The following is a 19,806-nucleotide window of genomic DNA, read 5'->3' on the forward strand; positions in this document are numbered from 1 at the left end:
TGCGCTCTAACCAGCTGAGCTATCCCGCCATTGTTTCTCGATTGCGGGTGCAAAGGTATAGTTATTTTCCGAAATAAGCAAATATTCACTTAAGTTTTTTTGTAAAAAAAATAACATTAAAGAAAGATCTTAATTTAAAGCATAAATTACTTAAAAACTTATTGACAAATAAATCATCAAGAATCATACTGTATGTTGTATAATATAAAATGAATCATCAAAAAATGAAAAAAAATAACTTAATTTGCGCCAATTATAAATCATGAGAAAAGAAAAACATAAAGTTATATGAAAAGAAAGTTAAAAATAGAATATCCTCTGAATCCCACATCAGGAATAATATTATGGAATGCTATAAGTACACCGGCCGGACTTGAAAGATGGTTCGCCGACAAAGTAACTAAAAACGGTAAAACTTACACTTTCAAATGGGGAAAGACCGAGAGCAGGGATGCAGACATAACAAATACACGCTCAGAAAATTTCATAAGATTTCATTGGAAAGACGACGAAGAGCCAAAATCTTTTTTTGAATTTAAAATTCTTTATAATGAGCTTACGTCAGACCACATTTTGGAAGTTACCGACTTTTCTGAACCAGACGATGAAGAAGACACTATCAATCTTTGGAATTCACAAATAGATGTCCTTAGAAGGGTTTTCGGATTATAAACTGTATATAAATTAAAAATATACAAAACATTACCCCCCTATCCATATTTTATGCTATTTTTGCATCATAAAATAAAATGATGGGAATACTACGTATAAAAAAATTAGATATATTCGTTCTCAAGAGTTTTACTTTACTCTTTGCAGGAACATTCTTTATATGCCTGTTCATCTTCATGATGCAATTTTTATGGAGATATGTTGACGAGCTGGTAGGAAAAGGTCTGGAACTTGCTATTCTAGCACAGTTCTTCTTTCTTTCGGCATTAACACTTATACCAATATCTCTACCATTAGCCATACTTCTTGCCGCTCTTATGACATTTGGTAACTTCGGAGAAAGATACGAATTACTATCAATGAAAGCAGCAGGTATACCTCTATTAAGAATAATGCGTCCTATTGCAATATTGTGTCTGGCTTTGGGACTAACTTCATTCTATTTCCAAAATGTCATAGGTCCCAAAGCACAAAAAGAATTATGGACTTTGCTTGTATCTATGAAACAAAAATCACCCGAAGTAGATATTCCTGAAAAAGTATTCTATTCAGATATAGAAGGTTACAATATATACGTAAACAAAAAAGACCGAGAGACCGGTATCTTGAAAGATGTATTGATATATAATTTTTCCGACGGTTTCGAAAATGCACGTATTATATGGGCAGAAGAAGGAAAACTTGAGCTTACAGCAGATAAAAAACACTTGTATTTACATCTATACAATGGAGAGCTGTTTGAGAACCTAAAATCACAGAACATTGACTCAAAAAATGTGCCTTACAGAAGAGAAACATTCAGCGAGAAACATACTCTGATAGATTTTGACGCTGAGTTTAATATGGTAGATGGCAGTTTCCTCAACAGACGCTCAGACATAAAAAACATGAGAGAAATTACTGCCACTATAGATTCATTAACGATATATACAGACAGTGTAGGAAGGGCCATGCATAATGAAATAATGTCCTCCACATATAAAATGACTGAACTTAGTAAAGCGGATTCTATAAAAATAATAGAACAACATCTGACAATTATCAATACAGACAGTATTTACCGCTCGCTGAGTTCGGATGAAAAGCTTAAAATGCTATCAACGACTGAAAGAAGAATGTCATCGTTAAGTTCGGATTGGAGCATGAAATCATTCGTAACGCAAGACAATGACAAAAGTATCCGTTCGCATAAATCGGACTGGCATAAGAAAATAACACTTTCATTTGCGTGTGTATTTTTCTTCTTCATAGGTGCACCACTCGGTGCTATAATCAGAAAAGGTGGACTTGGAATGCCTGTAGTAATATCTGTATTAATATTCATCCTTTATTATATTATAGATTCCGGCGCAACACGTGTTGCTAAAAGTGGAGAAATGAATATCATACTGGGAACTTGGATGAGTAGTATAGTTTTAGCACCGATGGGTATATTTCTGACATATAAATCAAACAAAGACTCTGTTGTATTCAATATAGATGTATATAAAGCTTTTTTCAGAAAAATATTTGGTTTGAGACAGTCAAGACATATCTTTAGAAAAGAAGTTATAATATATAGTCCGGATTATCAAACAATTTACGAAAGATTAGATAATATATGCCAGAAATGTGAAGACTATTCAAACACTCACAAATTATTGGGACCACCTAACTATTATAAAATATTCACCAATCATACCCATGATGACTATGTAAAAGAAATCAGTCAACAGATTGAAGATGTAATAGAAGAACTATCAAATTCAAAAGACGCTATTGTATTGAACAATCTGAACAACTATCCGTTTTTATTTATAAAAGCACACAAAAGTGTATCAGATAAAATATGGCTCAACCTGATACTAGGAATCATAGTCCCGGCAGGTATTATCATTTGGCTGAATATATGGAGACATAGGGTAGTACTTGACAAGGACCTTAAGATAATAATCAAAACTAGCAGAGACATACAGGAAAGAATAAAAAACAACATATTACAATAGAAGCAAACATTATGGATAAAATCAAACTGAACACAATCGAAGAAGCAATAGAAGACTTCCGTAAAGGTGAAATCGTCTTGGTGGTGGATGACGAAGACCGCGAAAACGAAGGCGATATGATAGTTGCAGCTGAACTTATCACACCGGAAAAAGTAAACTTCATGCTGAAACATGCCAGAGGTGTTTTATGTGCACCTATCACTATATCAAGATGTGACGAGCTTGACTTACCTAGACAAGTTTCAAACAACACTTCAATACTAGGAACTCCATTCACAATAACAATCGATAAATTGGAAGGGTGTACAACTGGAGTTTCAGCAGCTGACAGAGCTGCTACGATAAAAGCATTAGCAGACCCTAAATCAACACCTGAAACATTCGGGCGTCCTGGACATATCAATCCGCTTTATGCACAGGACAAAGGGGTACTTCGTAGAGCTGGACATACGGAAGCATCAATTGATCTGGCACGTCTTGCAGGACTATATCCTGCGGCAGCACTTATGGAAGTAATGAATGAAGATGGAACAATGGCACGTCTGCCTGAACTTAGAAAAATTGCAGACGAATTCGGCTTCAAGCTTATTTCCATAGCAGACCTTATAGCATATCGTCTGAAGCAAGAGTCATTGGTAGAAAAAGGAGTGGAGGTAGACATGCCTACTGAATACGGACATTTCAGACTCATACCTTTCCGACAAAAAAGCAACGGACTGGAGCATGTGGCACTAATTAAAGGAAATTTTACTCCGGACGAACCTGTATTGGTAAGAGTCCATTCTTCATGTGCAACGGGTGACATCTTCGGTTCAATGAGATGCGACTGTGGCGAACAGCTTCATAAGGCTATGGAGCTTATTGACAAAGAAGGCAAAGGTGCAATAATCTATCTTAACCAAGAAGGAAGAGGCATTGGACTAATGGAAAAAATGAAAGCCTACAAACTTCAGGAAGAAGGTATGGACACAGTAGATGCTAATATCTGTCTAGGCCATCAAGCCGATGAACGCGACTACGGAGTAGGTGCACAAATTCTAAGAGAAATAGGTATCACCAAAATGCGTCTTCTTACAAACAATCCTGTAAAAAGAGTCGGTCTGGAAGCATATGGAATAGAAATAGTAGAAAATGTACCAATTGAGGTAACTCCCAACGAGTTCAACGAAAGATATCTTCATACAAAGAAAGAACGTATGGGACATACTCTTCATTTTAATAAATAAACTAATATAAAATAACCATGAATATTATCGAAAGCAAGAATCTGTTACAAGATTCATATAAATCGAAAGTGGCCCAAAACGCTTTAATGCGCAGTGTTTATACATGGATGACCTTAGCATTGGCTATAACAGGTTTGACAGCCATGTATATGGCCAAATCGATGACAATCCTTAACCTCATTACACAAAACTCTATGATGTTTTGGGGAATACTTATTGCTGAAGTAGTACTGGTAATGTATATGACTGCCAGAATAAACAAGATCAGCTTCACCACAGCTACCCTATTGTTCATTGCCTACTCAATACTTAACGGAATGACGATGTCAATTCTGTTTCTAGTATATACAATGGGGTCCATAGCAACTACATTCTTCGTTACTGCAGGAACATTCGGAGCAATGGCTATATTCGGCTATGTAACTAAAAAAGATCTTACACGTATAGGTAACCTCTGTATAATGGGGGTAATAGGTATCATCATTGCATCATTGGTAAATATGTTCCTACACAACTCCATGATGGACATGATAATATCTTATGTAGGAGTTCTTCTTTTTGTGGGACTTACTGCATACGATGCACAAAAAATTAAACATCTTCTTAGCGGTGATGATATAGAAGTGAACGAGTCAACACAGAAAATTGCACTTTTAGGCGCACTTACACTTTATTTGGACTTCATAAACCTATTCATCTACCTACTCAGAATATTGGGAGACAGAAAGTAAATCAAATGCCGCTTTATGCGGCATTTTTTATATTTTCAAAGTTATTTCTTTTGCGTAATTCACAAGAAATAGCTTATTTTGCAGAATAATTCAACATTTAAACAAGGACTAACAATGAACCAACTTTCAGATCGTTTGAACAGCCTGTCGCCATCGGCTACATTGGCTATGTCGCAAAAAAGCAGCGAATTAAAAGCGCAGGGTATTGACGTAATCAATCTAAGTGTAGGTGAACCTGATTTCAATACACCGGATCACATCAAAGAAGCAGCAAAACAGGCTATTGATGACAATTTCTCACGTTATTCACCAGTTCCGGGATATCCGGCTCTACGTAACGCTATTGTAGAGAAATTGAAGAAAGAAAACGGACTTGAATATACAGCAGCACAAATCAGTTGTGCAAACGGTGCAAAACAGTCTGTTTGCAACACTATCATGGCCCTTATCAACAAAGGTGACGAGGTTATCGTTCCTGCACCATACTGGGTTAGCTATCCTGAAATGGTAAAATTGGCAGAAGGTACTCCTGTCATAGTAAGCGCAGGTATAGATCAGGACTTCAAGATCACTCCTGAACAACTTGAAGCTACTATCACTCCTAAAACACGTGCACTTATCTTATGTTCTCCTTCTAACCCAACAGGTTCTGTTTATACAAAAGAAGAATTGGCTGGTTTGGCAGCAGTGCTTGCAAAACACGAACGTGTAATTGTTATTGCTGACGAAATATACGAACACATCAACTACATCGGAAAGCACGAGAGTATCGCACAGTTTGCAGAAATCAAAGACCGTGTGGTTATCGTAAACGGTGTTTCTAAAGCTTATGCAATGACTGGATGGCGTATTGGTTTCATTGCCGGTCCGGAATGGATTGTAAAAGGTGTAAACAAACTGCAAGGACAGTACACCTCTGGTCCATGTTCTGTATCACAGAAAGCAGCAGAAGCAGCATATACAGGTACACAGGCTCCTGTAGAAGAAATGCGTAAGGCATTCGAACGTCGTCGTGACCTGATTGTAAAACTGGCAAAAGAAATCCCTGGATTCGAAGTAAACACTCCACAAGGAGCATTCTATCTGTTCCCTAAATGTGATTCTTTCTTCGGTAAGAAAGACGGCGACAGAGTGATAAACAACTCTGACGACCTTGCAATGTATCTTCTTGAAGTAGGTCACGTAGCATGCGTGGGAGGTACATCATTCGGTGCTCCTGAATGTATCCGTATGAGCTATGCTACTTCTGACGAAAACATTGTAGAATCAATGCGCAGAATTAAAGAGACTTTGGCTCGCCTGAAGTAATCTGAATTCCCTATACATAATAGAGGCTGTTTCAAAATTCAATTTGAGATAGCCTCTATTTTTATATTCCACCAATAACTCCACTCAACAACAACGCATAAAAAAAGGCTACCCCTAATTGGAGCAGCCTAAATTCGTTGTCATAAATCGACGACTGGATATTATCCCTGATGAATAGCTTCAGAAGGACAAACATCAGCGCAAGTACCACATTCTGTACAAGCATCTGGGTTGATTGAATATTTGTCACCTTCAGAAATTGCACCTACTGGGCATTCATCGATACAAGTACCGCAAGCGATACAATCGTCACTAATTACGTAAGCCATTGTTGTAAAAAAATTAAGTTATTATTAGTACTAATTGTTTATGCAAAGTTAGTATTTTTACTCATAATTGTAACATCCACATTGCATAAAGTAGGTAATTTGTACATCGTCTAAATAAAGTCATTTCATTATAGCCTGATATATTGTCTGTTGTATTGCAGGACGTATTTTCAGTTTCATAAGATTTTTCCTGTCACACGGATTTGGATATATTCTGTTACAAAGAAAAACAAAAACCAAGTCATTATCCGGATCTGCCCAAGCACAAGTCCCGGTAAATCCAGTATGTCCAAATACAGATGCCGGAGTTTCCGGTGCACAATATCCATTATCCGGATTGTTAGGGTCAGGTTTGTCAAACCCCAATCCTCGTCTGCTGTTTTTTGATTTCATAGTCAGAAACAGTTCACATGTAGCACGCGAAAGATATCTGCGGTCTCCCATCACACCTCTATCAAGAAGCATCTGATAAATCGTTGCCACCTCTTTGGCAGTAGAAAATAATCCGGCATTACCAGACACTCCTCCAAGCATAGCAGCAGCCTCATCATGCACATATCCATGAACAGGTCCTCTCCTCAAGAAATCCTCTTTCACCGTAGGTACTATTTCATCTTTATCATATCTAGTCAAAGGATTATATAATGTATGCACAAGTCCCATAGGTTTATAGAAATTATCTTCCAAATATTTGTCCATTTGTACTCCTGATATATTCTCAACAGCCTCTTTAAGAAGCATAAAATTCAAACAACTGTATCTATAAGAACGGCCTTTAAGGTTAGCATCAGCTATTTCCTGCAATACAACATTCTTAAATTCTGGCTTGACATAAATATTATCGGCTACTTTTAAAGTATACCCTACCGTATCCTTCTCCGCCACCCATTCATCAAGGAAATCATAGCTAGTACATATATATAATGCATCACCTACCTTCACTTTATGGTCTGCATCTCTGAATTTTTTGTACATTCCCCCCTTGCAGCTTTTTGTGTTTATTGCCTTCATGTAAAAAGGCAAATATGCAGGCAAACCTGACTCATGATACAGTAATTGCTGTATTGTTATATTTTTTTTGTCAGTTGTCTTAAGAATTGGAACATAATCAGAAATTTTATCTGTAAGATTTATTTTTCCTTCATCATATAGCTTCATTACTGCCAACATAGTACCCGTTGTTTTTGATAAAGAAGCTAGGTCATACAAATCATTCTCTCTCACTTTACGCTTAGATTCGTATGTATGTGTTCCAAAACATTTGTTATAAACTTGATATCCGTTTTTCCATACCAATACATGACATCCCGGATAAGCTCCTTGTTCTATTCCATATCTGGCTATACTATCTATTCGAGAAAGCATTTTAGAATTCATTCCAAACTCTTCCGGCTTATATCTTCTAGGTTTATCAGGATCAACCACGACACCAGTTCCAGCCTTATACTCATCATTCAGATCGACAGATAATCTTCCATCAACCCTCTGATTACCCAACAGTGCATCCGCCACAAATTCCTGAACCACTCTATCATCCGAATGAGCCAATACTACAGCAGACGACTGAGCCACTACATCCTGCAAACTCTGCAATACTTTATGAGAATTGAAGCAGACCAGAATGGTAGGTTTACCCTTAGCTAATTCTGTTAAAATCTTCTTATATTTATCAATCTTTGACGAATACACCGCAACAATAATCCTCTGCGCAGGCGTAATTCTTTTCTTCAAATATTGAAGAGAATCCAGATTTGCATGTAACCACGTAACAGGATATGTCTTGTTTATCCTGTTAAAAAAAGGATATGTTTCGGACAATGTAGAAGAAACATTAAGTACTACAGTACCGGAAAGAGATAAGTCAAGCGGCAACATTTCATCAGAATCTTTCACTACTGTTACAGAAGATTTCTTAATACTGTTCATCAGATTGTCTGTATATGCTTTTTTTATTCTTGTAATAACATTATCCTTATCTACTGAAGGGCGAGAGTTCAGTCCAAAAGCATATTTATATGTCAGTACCTTACGACACTTCTCATCGATCTGTTCTTCTGTAATTTTTCCTTCTTTTACAGCTTTCAATACTCCTTCTAGTTCACGTTGGAGATTTCTTGGTGCCAAGACTATATCATTTCCAGCAGCCAAAGCCTGTGCTGATACGTAAGGGTTATTAGAGATTCCTTTCATTTCAAGTGCATCAGTAAATACCAAACCCTTGAATTTCAATTCTTCTTTAAGCAATCTTGTTACTATATTATACGAAACCGATGCAGCCTTATTATCCAAAACAGGGATATTAAGATGTCCTACCATAATTCCACCGACACCTGCATCAATAGCTTTTCTGAAAGGATATAATTCAATGCTATCCAACCTTTCTCTACTGAAAGGCAATACTGGCAAAGCCTTGTGAGAATCCACCTCAGTATCACCATGTCCTGGGAAATGCTTACAGACAGCCAAAACGCCTCCATCTTCCAGACCTTTTGAATAAGCCAACACTTTTCGCGCAACCAAATCCCTATCACTACCAAACGAACGTGTATTTATAACAGGATTCTTTGGATTATTATCTATATCAGCTACAGGAGCAAAATTTATATGAACTCCTATTTCCTTCAATTGTCTTGCCACTTCCTTTCCATAATCATAAATCAGAGTATCATTCTGAATACATCCCAATACTCTGTTCCTAGGAAAAGAAGGAGTACCCTTCAGACGCATAGCCAATCCCCATTCACCATCAAACGTAATCAGTAAAGGAATATCAGCCATACTTTGGGCATAATTTGTAAGTTCCACTTGTTTCTGCAACTCACCACCGGAAAAGAGCAGACCTCCTACTCCATATTCTTTCACAGCGTCCGCTATATTCTGTTTATTCTGCTGGGTGGTGTACGGAGCAACAGTATGTATAAACAACTGCCCTATTTTCTGCTTCAAAGTCAGTGATTGAAGCTTAGAATTCACCCAATTACGGCATTCTGTCTGATTATCTACGTTTTTATATATAAAATCTGTTTGTGCATTTACGCATAAAGACAATAATATCAGCATGCATGCCAATAAACCTTTCCTCATAACCTTATTCTATTAATGACTATATATTACTGCGAATTTAAATAAAAAACATAAATCCTACAAGAAAAGAGACAATGTATGAAAAAAAAGGGACAAAGAGTTTGCAATGTGACAGAAAAGAAGTACCTTTGCACCGCTTTCGCGCAATCGCTGTCATGAAGTGTTACTTGATATGTTGCGTTGTAACGATAAACAATTTAATTTATAAGAAACAATGGATTTAATTAAAATTGCAGAAGAAGCATTTGCTACTGGCAAACAGCATCCTTCATTCAAAGCTGGTGATACAGTAACAGTAGCATACCGTATCGTTGAAGGTAGCAAGGAACGCGTTCAGTTGTATCGCGGTGTTGTTATCAAAATTTCTGGTCATGGTGAAAAGAAACGTTTCACTGTACGTAAGATGTCTGGTACAGTTGGTGTAGAACGTATCTTCCCATTGGAATCTCCAGCTATCGACAGCATTACTGTCAACAAAATCGGTAAAGTACGTCGTGCTAAATTGTACTACTTGCGTGCTCTTACTGGTAAGAAGGCTAGAATTCAGGAAAAACGTGTTAACGCATAATCTTGAAAACTATTTTTCCTTACATAAAAAAGGTCTGCAATTGCAGACCTTTTTTGTTTCATATACATTCCGATAGTATAAAAAATAGAGCGACTTTAACAAAAGACCCACTCTATAAAATATAATTACCATGAAACTTATTGAACAATATATTTATCATCTAAAATCCTTAAGTTCCTCCTGAAGTTTCTGTCTGGTAAAGAAAATTCTACTCTTCACTGTTCCCAATGGGAGATTAAGCTTTTCAGCTATCTCACGGTATTTGAATCCGGCTACAAACATTGAAAAAGGAATTCTATATTCGCCAGGCAATGAATTCACTATACGTCTCATCTCCTTAAGATCGTATGCTCCCTCTGTAGAATCACCCTCCAGATCGAAACCCTTATTTATAAAATATGAGTTGTCTGTCTGGTCTACATAAGTCTGATCACGCAATGTCTTTCTATAATTATTTATAAAGATATTACGCATTATAGTGTAAATCCATCCTTTGAAGTTTGTCTCTTCTGTATACTTCTCCTCATTATCCAATGCTTTTAATGATGTTTCCTGAAGCAGGTCATTTGCATCTTCATAATCGGATGTAAGCTTATAAGCAAAGTTCAAAAGGTCAGACTGCACATTTAGCAAATTTTGTGCGAAAGTAGCTGTTTTCATATTCTTATTGGTTTATTATTTTCTATAACTGTTTGATTTTCACATCACAAAGTTATATATAACAAGCCACCGTCATCCCCTTAAATCAGACATTCAAAGGGGTGAAAACAGTTTTTACCCCATAAAATGATAGTTTTTCGGTATTATTTCCACTCCTTGAACGGACATTTCATGAGAAAAGAGTTATAATACTTCACCTGGCCTGTAACTTCTTCACCTAAAAACGGAGGAACTTCATACTCTTCATCTACACTGCTAAGTTCAACTTCAGCCACTACAAGACCTTCATTCTCTCCATAAAACTCATCAACCTCAAATGTATGTTTACCGGATTTTACAAGATACCTTGTCTTATCAATCATCCCAGGCTGGCAAAGTTTCATCAACTCACGCGCTTCTTCAACAGGAATTTCATGTTCCCATTCATATCTGCTCAGACCATTATCAGTAGATGCTCCTTTAATAGTAATGAAACCTTTTTCATCTCTTATTCTTACTCTAACAGTTCTGCCTCTGTCACTGCATATATATCCCTGAATTATTCTGGAAGAAGAGAATGCCATATCCTTATAAGAAGAATCCCTAACCAAAAATTTTCTTTCAATCTCCTGCGACATATCATTTAGAAAATTAAGTTTATAAATAGAACAAAGGCTGCCGAATAATGTTCAATATTCAGCAGCCTTTATTTATACTTTAGAAAAATCAAGCAGCTACACTATATGCTACAGCTAATAGTATTCCCAACACAAATATAGAAATACATACTATCTTGAACACTTTGTCAGCCTTTTCTTCTTGACGCTTCTCGTAATTCTGTCTCTTAATGTTATGTTTCTGGCTCATAGCAAATATTTTTATTGTTAATTACCCCAAAATTACTATTTAAATAATAAATACCAAAAACAGAACACAAAAAATTATAAGAAATCAAACTTCACTATCAGAGAACTCCATCAGATATGCTTTTATAAAGCCATCTATCTTACCATCCATAACACCATTCACATCTGATGTCTGATAATTCGTACGATGGTCTTTTACACGACGGTCGTCGAATACATAACTTCTTATCTGCGAGCCCCACTCTATCTTCTTCTTTCCGGCTTCTACCTTGGCCTGTTCTTCCATACGGTGCTGGAGTTCTTTATCATAAAGGATAGAACGCAACTGACGCATAGCGTTTTCCTTATTCTTAGGCTGGTCTCGAGTCTCAGTGTTTTCAATAAGGATTTCTTCCTCTTCACCTGTATAAGGGTCTTTATACTGATAGCGCAAACGAACTCCGGATTCTACCTTATTTACGTTCTGACCACCTGCACCACCACTTCGGAATGTATCCCATGACATACGTGCCGGTTCAATGGTAACTTCAATAGAATCGTCAACCAAAGGGGTAACGAAAACAGAAGCAAATGAAGTCATACGCTTTCCCTGAGCATTATATGGAGAAACTCTAACCAAACGATGAACACCGTTTTCTCCTTTCAGATAACCATATGCATATGGACCTTCTATATTCATAGTCACAGTTTTGATACCGGCCTCATCACCTTCCTGAAGGTTTGCTACAGAAAGTTTATAACCATTACTTTCAGCCCAACGCATATACATACGCATAAGCATTGACGACCAGTCCTGGCTTTCAGTACCTCCTGCACCTGAATTTATTTTCAGTACGCAATCCATTTGGTCAGCTTCAGAACGAAGCATGTTCTTCAGTTCAAGTTCCTCAACAGCCGTCTGAGCCTTATTATAAGCTTCATCAACTTCCTGTTCTGTCACCAATTCATCCTTGAAGAAATCGAATGACAGTTCAAGTTCATCAACAAGAGTTTTAACCTCCTTATATCCATCAATCCAGGCCTGAAGTCCTTTTACCTTTTTCATTTGTGCTTCAGCCTTCTTTGCATCATCCCAGAAGCCCGGAGCCTGTGTGCGGAGCTGTTCTTCCTCCACCTGAACCTGCTTGTTTTCAATATCCAAATAGCGGTAAAGAGCCTCTGTACGTTCCTTTAAATCCTTGAGTTGTTCTATTGTAATCATCTTATTTCTTTTTTGCGGCTACAAAGTTAGTCAAAAAACACAAAATGACCAAGTTACTCCTCATACATCTTCTCTATCAGATCTGCATAATTCTTCATCAATACAGGTCTCTTTATTTTCAATGTATTTGTCAGCTCACCCTTTTCCATGCTGAAAGGTTCAGGCAGCAAAGTAAATTTCTTTATCTGTTCATAATGAGCAAATTCCTGTTGAAGCGTATCTATACGCATACGGAACAGTTCCTGGATTTCCGGTTTCGCAAGCAAATCCTTCATATCGGAATATTTAATTCCTTTGCTTTCAGCGTATGCCTTGACCTGCGAATATTCAGGAACAATCAAAGCAGAAACATATTTTCTCTGATCGGCTATAATTGAAATCTGATCAATATACTTATCAACCACCAGTTTTGTTTCAATAGCCTGAGGAGCAATATATTTACCATTAGATGTCTTGAACAAATCTTTTATACGGTCCGTCAAATACAGACGTCCGCCCTCAATATATCCTGCATCACCGGTATGGAACCATCCGTCAGGTGTAAATGCGTCCTTTGTTATAGCTTCCTTATTGTAATAGCCTTTGGTTACAGTCTCACCTTTTACGAGGATCTCATTATTTTCGCCAATCTTTATCTCCACGCCTGGTAATACCCTACCAACAGATCCTATTTTAAAATCATCAATCCACTGGCAAGTAACAGTAGCTGTTGTCTCAGTCAGTCCATAACCTGCAATCATGTTTATGCCTACCGATCTTACAAATTCCTCTACTTTAGGCGGAATAGAGGCTCCTGCTGTCGGGAAGAAGTTTCCATTCTCTATACCTATAGTCTTCTTTAACAAGCTATATATTGTCTTCTCATAGAACTTGTATTTAAGTTTCAAGATAGGAGAAGGCTCCTTGCCATTCATCAGACAATCGATGTTATATTCTTTTCCCACCTTCAAAGCATCCAGCATCAGTTTCTTCTTGACACCGGTAGTCTCGTTTATCTTTTCCATTACGCCTGCATATACCTTTTCCCAGAAACGGGGAACACTACACATAGCAGTAGGACGTATCTCCTTAATTGTTTTTTGTATATCGGCAGGACGAAGATTTATACACAATGTACATCCCATATCAATACACAGATATGACCATGCACGCTCGAATATATGAGTAAAAGGCAGGAAGTTCATTATTACATCATTATCCGAAAGAGTCTTCAGACGTCCGTAATGCGCCTTTATACCGAATTCGAAACAAGAATGATGCAACATTACACCTTTAGATTCACCCGTAGTGCCCGAAGTATATAAAATATTTGCCAAATCCTGAGGAGAAGAAGCCTCTATACGTTTGTCAACTATCTCCTGCAAAGATTCATCCTTACCTTTTTCCAGAAATTCATCAAAATATATGGAATTAGTATCTCCCGGAAGACGTTTTACGTTAGGATCAAATATAATAATCTGTTTTAAAGACCTGCACAAGCCCTGCACACGACGTGCCACTTCATACTGATACTGTTCGCCAACGAAAATATACCTTATAGATGCATCCTGCACGATATAGTGTACCTGTGCTTCAGAACTTGTGGCATATAGGGGTATTGTCACAACTCTTGTAGCATAAGCTCCGAAATCAACATAGAAACATTCAGGCATATTCTGAGAAAAGACCCCAACGTTCTCCTGTTCATTGATGCCCAATGCCACCATAGCACGTGAAGCATATTTTACTTTTTCTGCAAATTTGTTCCATGAAACTGAAATCCACGAAGATATGGAATAATCACGATACTTGAGAGCTACCCTCTCACCATATTTCTTTGCCTGGCGGAAAACAAGGTCCGACAAAAACGATTTGCCCATTTTATATACTTATTTAGAATTCTTAATACGCAAAGTTAATTATATTTTTCTATTTTACCACAAATCTGTTACGATATATTAAAATAAAACATATCTTTGCCATAAAATATCAGAATAATATGATGACAGATACCAGTTATTACACATCGGAAGCTGTAACGCTGCTTCAAGCTCTGATAGGGATACCATCCATAAGCAGGGAAGAAGATGCAGCAGCCGACTTCCTGCAAACTTATATTGAAGAGTCCGGCATCATGACAGGACGTATGGGAAACAATGTTTGGTGCATAAGTCCAATGTTCGACACTTCAAGACCAACAATTCTATTAAACTCCCATATCGATACGGTAAAGCCGGTCAACGGATGGCGTAAACAACCATTCACCCCTAAGATAGACAATGGAAAACTATTTGGATTGGGAAGTAACGATGCAGGTGCATCATTGGTTTCCCTTTTTCAGGTTTACAAACACTTGAGTGCTACAGAACAGAAATACAACCTTATTTTTTTGGCATCTTGTGAAGAAGAGGTTTCAGGCAAAAACGGCATCGAAAGTGTGCTTCCACAGTTACCTCCAATAACACTTGGCATAGTGGGCGAACCCACAGAAATGAATCCTGCCATAGCCGAAAAAGGTCTTATGGTTCTTGATGTTACCGCACAAGGACGTTCAGGACATGCCGCACGTGAAGAAGGTGACAATGCAATCTACAAGATTCTTCCGGATATAGAATGGTTCCGTACTCACAAGTTCGAAAAAGAATCATCCTTACTAGGTCCTGTAAAAATGACTGTGACACAAATCAATGCCGGAACACAACACAACGTCATACCGGATACTTGTAGCATAGTGGTTGACATACGCAGCAATGAGTGTTACTCCAACGAAACTCTTTTCGAGGAAATAAAGAAGCACATCAGCAGTGAGGTAAAAGCGAGATCCTTCAGATTGAACTCATCAAGTATCTCACCTGAGCATCCTATAGTGAAACGTGCCATTGCGCTAGGTAAAACTCCATTCGGTTCACCTACACTTTCAGATCAGGCACTCATGCCTTTCACATCAATAAAAATTGGTCCGGGAAAATCATCACGTTCTCACACTGCAGATGAATACATAATGATTAATGAGATAGAAGAGGCTATAAGCCTTTATATAAAACTGTTAGACGGGTTGGAGCTATAATCTCCAACCCTTTTTTATTACAGATCAGTCAGCTTCCACTTCAACAAGATTTCCAGTCACAGAATTCATAATAAATCCTCTGACCTTTATACCGTCTGCCGGCATCAACGGATGATGTCGCACTATATGGACACTCTTCCTTACAGCATCCTCAGTATCGTCAAAACCGCTCAACCACGAACGCAGATTTACATCACAGTATTCCATCATCTCTATATGATCCTGCGACACTCCACGAGCACGCATGTGCGAAAGCATCTCATCGCTGTCCATATGCTGTACACCGCAGTCTGTATGTCCTATAATCATTATCTCTTCTACCCCAAGTTCGTAGATTGCCACCAAAAGACTTCGCATGGCACTACCAAACGGATGGGTAATTGTACCTCCGGCATTCTTTATAATCTTCACGTCACCGTTTTTTAGTCCTAATGCGGCAGGAAGCAGCTCAATAAGGCGCGTATCCATACATGTCACAATAGCAATCTTCTTGTCAGGATACTTGGTAGTAAGAAACCTCTCATATCCTTTTGTTTCAACAAAAGATTTGTTGTATTCAAGCAATTCGTCTATCATAATACATTTCCAATATTAATTTTACACTGTAAAGATAAAACTTAATTTTTTACCATTCATACCCTTAGATTACAAAAAATTCCAAACCATATAGGAAAACAGCAGACAAAAATGTATTTTTGTAACAGAATTCATAAACAAGAAAAATTATGGCTAAAGAACTTGAACTGAAATACGGATGCAATCCTAACCAGAAACCTGCACGTATTTTCATGAAAGAAGGGGAACTGCCTATTGAGGTCCTGAACGGACGCCCCGGTTACATCAACTTCCTTGATGCGCTGAACGGATGGCAGCTAGTAAAAGAACTGAAAGAAGCTACAGGAATGCCTGCTGCTACATCATTCAAGCATGTCAGCCCTGCCGGTGCTGCTATCGGTCTTGAACTGGACGAAACAATGAAGAAAATTTATTTCGTCGATGGTCTTCCTCTTTCTCCGCTTGCTAATGCTTACGTACGTGCCCGCGGTGCAGACCGTATGTCCTCTTACGGCGACTTTATCGCACTAAGCGACATCTGCGACGAAGAAACAGCACGCTTCATCAATCGTGAAGTATCCGATGGTGTAATCGCTCCAGGATATACAGATGCTGCTTTGGAAATATTGAAGGCAAAACGTAAAGGTACTTACAATGTAATTAAGATTGATCCTAACTACGTTCCTGCTCCAATTGAGACAAAAGAAGTGTTCGGTGTAACTTTCGAACAAGGAAGAAACGAAATCAAGCTAAACGGCGACGATTTGTTCCAGAACATCCCTACTCAGAACAAGAACTTTACAGATGCAGCCAAGCGTGACCTTATGATTGCGCTTATCACTCTGAAATATACTCAGTCAAACTCTGTATGCTATGTTAAGGACGGTCAGGCTATCGGTATCGGTGCCGGACAGCAGAGCCGTATCCACTGTACTCGCCTTGCAGGTAACAAGGCAGACATCTGGTATCTGCGTCAACACCCAAAGGTGCTTAACTTGCCATGGGTTGAAAAGATCCGCCGTGCTGACCGCGACAATACTATCGATATCTACATAAGCGAAGATCACGACGATGTATTGGCAGACGGAGTATGGCAGCAGTTCTTCACAGAAAAACCTGAAGTATTGACACGCGAAGAAAAACGTGCATGGCTTGACACACTTAAAGGTGTAGCTCTTGGCTCAGACGCATTCTTCCCATTCGGTGACAACATCGAACGTGCTCACAAAAGCGGTGTGGAATTCATAGCACAGGCAGGTGGCTCTGTACGTGATGACCATGTTATTGAAACTTGCGATAAATACGGCATTGCAATGGCATTCACAGGCATTCGTCTGTTCCACCATTAATAAAATGCATCATACATAGGATAAAACTCCTGACAGAAACCTTTAAAAGATTAACTGTCAGGAGTTTTCTATTAATATATTATCATTTTTTTAATGCCTTGTTCACTGAAAATGCATCAATCAACTTTTCCAAAAAGAATTTCTTTTCCCTGAACAAATTTTATATCACGAGGAATTCCCGCACCATTTATCCTGTCAAGATCAGCCTGAAGCGCAGGAGTTATTCCGCCGTTCTCAGTTCTAAACTTAGTGGCAAACTCAATATCACCGTCTCCCTGAGTCTTAAGAATGAGAGCAGCCCATGAATTCATGGCCTCCTTTGCTTTCGAGAAGTCTATTACATATTGTCCCTTGGCATCACGCGAGAATGCTCCGGATTTTTCCATATAATTGAAACACATCATGTTGGCTTTGCCATGAGATGACGCAGCCCCAAATCTTACAGAACGCAAGATGCCGGCAATATATGTAGCTATCGCATCTTCTGTTGTAATATTGGTAATCTCTCCCATTTCAACAAGTTTTGCTACCATGAACAGACCCAGGATATCAGCTTTGGCTTCTTCCCAAGATGTTTTTTCAGTACCCATCACGGCATCCACACTACCCTTTCCATTGATAGTCTGCTTTACTCCCAATCCATGAGCTACTTCGTGGAAAGTAACATTCCAGAAGAAAGCGTCGAAGTTAAGATATTTCTGCTGTTCCGGAGTAAGGATAAGTTCACCGATCGGCATAAGAATCTTGTCAAACTTAGCTTTCATCGCATTTCTCAACTGAAGACGACGAGTACCTTTCAAAGCATGTACCCTGTCATCATTAGGAAGATTAATTGCGATAGTCTTACTTCCGGAATTACAGTCACCCGCATAATAGACCGCATCATATACATTAAGATCGGATGAAGTTCCCGGAACAAAAGTCTTGTATTCAGGAGCACAAGGTAATTCTTTCTGAAGTGCAGGAAGCATTGAAACAAATTTTGCAAGATCTTTGCTTCTAGCCTCATCTTTCAGAAGGATAAACGACTCGTAAGAGGCCTTGGTCTCCTGGAACTTATCATCATAACTTTCTATAGGCCCTGTCACGAAATCTATCTTACTTTCCTTCATATCCATCCATGCAAGGTCACTAGCAAGATAATCATCTGTTTTGAAAGCTTCAATACGTTTTTCCAGATAGGTTTTCAATCCCGGATCTTCAGCTATAGTCACTGCCTTTTCCAACAAAGTACAAATCTGACTTATCTCTTTGGCATACTCATCATGATACCATACACTCTTTAGAGAACCATCGTCTTTTCTGCGAATAACTGTATACCATGATTTCTTATTTTCATCTTCGAAAGTATCAAATTCTTCGGCTGTTATATCGTGTGGATAGTAATTGCACACATCAAGTTTATCACCATATCCGGCGATGAAAGGTTTGTTATCATCCAGACGATCCCATGCACCATAATTAATCATGGCAAATTCCTTGGCATAACTATCGGTAATTGTATCAAGTTGTGATTTGTCGCCAAATGTCTGTTTCCAGAAAAGATTATCTGTAATTTTTCCTACCTGAAAAAATATCTTCACCAGTTCTTTTTCGTTTTCACTAAGACCGTTTACCAAATCAGATTTCAACTCTACAGGAGCATACTCCTCCACTTTTACCTTCATTGGAGATTCAGGTTGTTTCTGTTCGCTGCACGACATAGTGGAAGCCAACGCAGCTATTCCAAGCACTGATGCTGAAAAATTTAAAAGTTTCTTTCTCATAATTGTTTGATAGTTATCTTTATTTATTCTTATCTCTTTTTTCAATTCTTATCAGGAATAAGAGTAAAACAGTCTATATCAGGTGTAAACGTCAAACGGCTTCCTATCTTTACTACATTATATCCCTTATGTAACTCAACCGGTATCTCGACCTTATTCACACCGGTCGACCTATCCGATTCAAGCTGCTTAATAACAAATATATTCCCATTTACACTTACTTCAATTCGTCTGTCGTTAACAGAAGGTTCCCGTATTCCTCCACGTCCTTTCTCTGAAGGAACATAATAAAGTGTCATCTTATATCTCCCTCCATTTTCACTGTAAACCTCATCCCATAAAGCATAGTTATCTTTGTGACCACCCAAATTTGTTACAGTCATACCTCCTGATGCCGATTCAAATGGCATGAAAGTAACACTTCGTTTACGTTTGGCCAAATCATCAAAATCATTCAGGAAAGCATGTTCTGCTTCATAAA

17 protein-coding genes and 1 pseudogene are annotated in these 19,806 nt (G+C 38.2%); 8 read left to right on the top strand and 10 right to left on the bottom strand.

The features are described from left to right. The first annotated feature begins 288 nt into the window (after positions 1 to 288). The 5 genes from Q0486_RS13820 (at position 289) to Q0486_RS13840 (ending at position 5,922) form a co-directional block, all read left to right on the top strand. Complete coding sequence (locus tag Q0486_RS13820; RefSeq protein WP_299234551.1) at positions 289 to 672, top strand: START-like domain-containing protein; 384 nt, start codon at positions 289 to 291, stop codon at positions 670 to 672. Positions 673 to 758: 86 nt separating this feature from the next. Further along, the gene (locus Q0486_RS13825; protein ID WP_299234591.1) at positions 759 to 2,657 is read left to right on the top strand and encodes an LptF/LptG family permease; all 1,899 of its coding nucleotides are present in this window, start codon (positions 759 to 761) and stop codon (positions 2,655 to 2,657) included. 11 nt (positions 2,658 to 2,668) lie between these two features. Beyond that, entirely contained in the window at positions 2,669 to 3,883 is a 1,215-nt protein-coding gene (locus Q0486_RS13830) for a bifunctional 3,4-dihydroxy-2-butanone-4-phosphate synthase/GTP cyclohydrolase II (RefSeq protein WP_299234554.1), read from the top strand. A gap of 17 nt (positions 3,884 to 3,900) precedes the next feature. After that, on the top strand, positions 3,901 to 4,614 hold the full coding sequence (locus Q0486_RS13835; RefSeq protein ID WP_299234557.1) for a Bax inhibitor-1/YccA family protein: 714 nt from the start codon (positions 3,901 to 3,903) through the stop codon (positions 4,612 to 4,614). Positions 4,615 to 4,728: 114 nt separating this feature from the next. Continuing rightward, positions 4,729 to 5,922 carry a pyridoxal phosphate-dependent aminotransferase gene (locus tag Q0486_RS13840; RefSeq protein WP_154043306.1) on the top strand — a complete coding sequence of 398 codons (1,194 nt, stop codon included), beginning with the start codon at positions 4,729 to 4,731 and terminating at the stop codon, positions 5,920 to 5,922. A 161-nt stretch (positions 5,923 to 6,083) separates the two neighbouring features. Here the strand turns inward: Q0486_RS13840 and Q0486_RS13845 are convergent, their stop codons facing one another. Both Q0486_RS13845 and Q0486_RS13850 read right to left on the bottom strand, forming a co-directional pair. Further along, complete coding sequence (locus Q0486_RS13845; protein ID WP_154043305.1) at positions 6,084 to 6,251, bottom strand: 4Fe-4S binding protein; 168 nt, start codon at positions 6,249 to 6,251, stop codon at positions 6,084 to 6,086. A gap of 120 nt (positions 6,252 to 6,371) precedes the next feature. Continuing rightward, positions 6,372 to 9,335, bottom strand: a complete 2,964-nt coding sequence (locus tag Q0486_RS13850) for a glycoside hydrolase family 3 N-terminal domain-containing protein (RefSeq protein WP_299234562.1) — start codon at positions 9,333 to 9,335, stop codon at positions 6,372 to 6,374. 214 nt (positions 9,336 to 9,549) lie between these two features. Here Q0486_RS13850 and rplS point away from each other — a divergent pair, with 214 nt between their 5' ends. Beyond that, positions 9,550 to 9,903: a 50S ribosomal protein L19 gene (rplS, locus tag Q0486_RS13855; protein ID WP_299234565.1), complete on the top strand. Its 354-nt coding sequence runs from the start codon at positions 9,550 to 9,552 to the stop codon at positions 9,901 to 9,903. A 156-nt stretch (positions 9,904 to 10,059) separates the two neighbouring features. Here rplS and Q0486_RS13860 read toward each other — a convergent pair whose 3' ends face one another. The 5 genes from Q0486_RS13860 to Q0486_RS13880 form a co-directional block, all read right to left on the bottom strand. Further along, positions 10,060 to 10,563: an RNA polymerase sigma factor gene (locus tag Q0486_RS13860; RefSeq protein WP_299234568.1), complete on the bottom strand. Its 504-nt coding sequence runs from the start codon at positions 10,561 to 10,563 to the stop codon at positions 10,060 to 10,062. A 143-nt stretch (positions 10,564 to 10,706) separates the two neighbouring features. Continuing rightward, positions 10,707 to 11,180: a CYTH domain-containing protein gene (locus Q0486_RS13865; RefSeq protein ID WP_299234571.1), complete on the bottom strand. Its 474-nt coding sequence runs from the start codon at positions 11,178 to 11,180 to the stop codon at positions 10,707 to 10,709. A gap of 88 nt (positions 11,181 to 11,268) precedes the next feature. Further along, a complete protein-coding gene (locus Q0486_RS13870; protein ID WP_299234574.1) occupies positions 11,269 to 11,409 on the bottom strand; it encodes a hypothetical protein in 141 nt (46 codons plus the stop codon). Positions 11,410 to 11,493: 84 nt separating this feature from the next. Further along, positions 11,494 to 12,609, bottom strand: coding sequence for a peptide chain release factor 2 (gene prfB / locus Q0486_RS13875; protein WP_299234577.1), 1,116 nt, complete (start codon positions 12,607 to 12,609; stop codon positions 11,494 to 11,496). A gap of 53 nt (positions 12,610 to 12,662) precedes the next feature. Further along, positions 12,663 to 14,468, bottom strand: a complete 1,806-nt coding sequence (locus Q0486_RS13880; protein ID WP_299234580.1) for a long-chain fatty acid--CoA ligase — start codon at positions 14,466 to 14,468, stop codon at positions 12,663 to 12,665. Between the two features lie 122 nt (positions 14,469 to 14,590). Between Q0486_RS13880 and Q0486_RS13885 the strand changes: the two genes are divergently transcribed. Further along, a complete protein-coding gene (locus Q0486_RS13885) occupies positions 14,591 to 15,655 on the top strand; it encodes a M20 family metallo-hydrolase (protein ID WP_235339155.1) in 1,065 nt (354 codons plus the stop codon). Between the two features lie 24 nt (positions 15,656 to 15,679). On the opposite strand, the gene Q0486_RS13890 is transcribed toward Q0486_RS13885, so the two are convergent. Next, positions 15,680 to 16,231 carry a carbonic anhydrase gene (locus Q0486_RS13890; protein WP_299234583.1) on the bottom strand — a complete coding sequence of 184 codons (552 nt, stop codon included), beginning with the start codon at positions 16,229 to 16,231 and terminating at the stop codon, positions 15,680 to 15,682. A gap of 149 nt (positions 16,232 to 16,380) precedes the next feature. Here Q0486_RS13890 and Q0486_RS13895 point away from each other — a divergent pair, with 149 nt between their 5' ends. Beyond that, positions 16,381 to 17,559: a phosphoribosylaminoimidazolecarboxamide formyltransferase gene (locus Q0486_RS13895; RefSeq protein WP_154043296.1), complete on the top strand. Its 1,179-nt coding sequence runs from the start codon at positions 16,381 to 16,383 to the stop codon at positions 17,557 to 17,559. Between the two features lie 116 nt (positions 17,560 to 17,675). Here Q0486_RS13895 and Q0486_RS13900 read toward each other — a convergent pair whose 3' ends face one another. Both Q0486_RS13900 and Q0486_RS13905 read right to left on the bottom strand, forming a co-directional pair. After that, positions 17,676 to 19,325 carry a Zn-dependent hydrolase gene (locus Q0486_RS13900; RefSeq protein ID WP_299234588.1) on the bottom strand — a complete coding sequence of 550 codons (1,650 nt, stop codon included), beginning with the start codon at positions 19,323 to 19,325 and terminating at the stop codon, positions 17,676 to 17,678. 41 nt (positions 19,326 to 19,366) lie between these two features. Beyond that, a pseudogene (locus Q0486_RS13905) lies at positions 19,367 to 19,806 on the bottom strand (alpha-galactosidase); the annotation flags it as partial.

The sequence above is a fragment of the uncultured Bacteroides sp. genome, from assembly GCF_937912035.1.
Lineage (GTDB): Bacteria > Bacteroidota > Bacteroidia > Bacteroidales > Bacteroidaceae > Phocaeicola.

Bases quoted from the DNA above. Each gene is read 5' to 3' on its own strand.
- Q0486_RS13820 (WP_299234551.1), top strand. From the start codon at position 289: ATGAAAAGAAAGTTAAAAATAGAATATCCTCTGAATCCCACATCAGGA.
- Q0486_RS13830 (WP_299234554.1), top strand. From the start codon at position 2,669: ATGGATAAAATCAAACTGAACACAATCGAAGAAGCAATAGAAGACTTC.
- Q0486_RS13835 (WP_299234557.1), top strand. From the start codon at position 3,901: ATGAATATTATCGAAAGCAAGAATCTGTTACAAGATTCATATAAATCG.
- Q0486_RS13840 (WP_154043306.1), top strand. From the start codon at position 4,729: ATGAACCAACTTTCAGATCGTTTGAACAGCCTGTCGCCATCGGCTACA.
- Q0486_RS13845 (WP_154043305.1), bottom strand. From the start codon at position 6,251: ATGGCTTACGTAATTAGTGACGATTGTATCGCTTGCGGTACTTGTATC.
- Q0486_RS13850 (WP_299234562.1), bottom strand. From the start codon at position 9,335: ATGAGGAAAGGTTTATTGGCATGCATGCTGATATTATTGTCTTTATGC.
- rplS (WP_299234565.1), top strand. From the start codon at position 9,550: ATGGATTTAATTAAAATTGCAGAAGAAGCATTTGCTACTGGCAAACAG.
- Q0486_RS13860 (WP_299234568.1), bottom strand. From the start codon at position 10,563: ATGAAAACAGCTACTTTCGCACAAAATTTGCTAAATGTGCAGTCTGAC.
- Q0486_RS13865 (WP_299234571.1), bottom strand. From the start codon at position 11,180: ATGTCGCAGGAGATTGAAAGAAAATTTTTGGTTAGGGATTCTTCTTAT.
- Q0486_RS13870 (WP_299234574.1), bottom strand. From the start codon at position 11,409: ATGAGCCAGAAACATAACATTAAGAGACAGAATTACGAGAAGCGTCAA.
- prfB (WP_299234577.1), bottom strand. From the start codon at position 12,609: ATGATTACAATAGAACAACTCAAGGATTTAAAGGAACGTACAGAGGCT.
- Q0486_RS13880 (WP_299234580.1), bottom strand. From the start codon at position 14,468: ATGGGCAAATCGTTTTTGTCGGACCTTGTTTTCCGCCAGGCAAAGAAA.
- Q0486_RS13885 (WP_235339155.1), top strand. From the start codon at position 14,591: ATGACAGATACCAGTTATTACACATCGGAAGCTGTAACGCTGCTTCAA.
- Q0486_RS13890 (WP_299234583.1), bottom strand. From the start codon at position 16,231: ATGATAGACGAATTGCTTGAATACAACAAATCTTTTGTTGAAACAAAA.
- Q0486_RS13895 (WP_154043296.1), top strand. From the start codon at position 16,381: ATGGCTAAAGAACTTGAACTGAAATACGGATGCAATCCTAACCAGAAA.
- Q0486_RS13900 (WP_299234588.1), bottom strand. From the start codon at position 19,325: ATGAGAAAGAAACTTTTAAATTTTTCAGCATCAGTGCTTGGAATAGCT.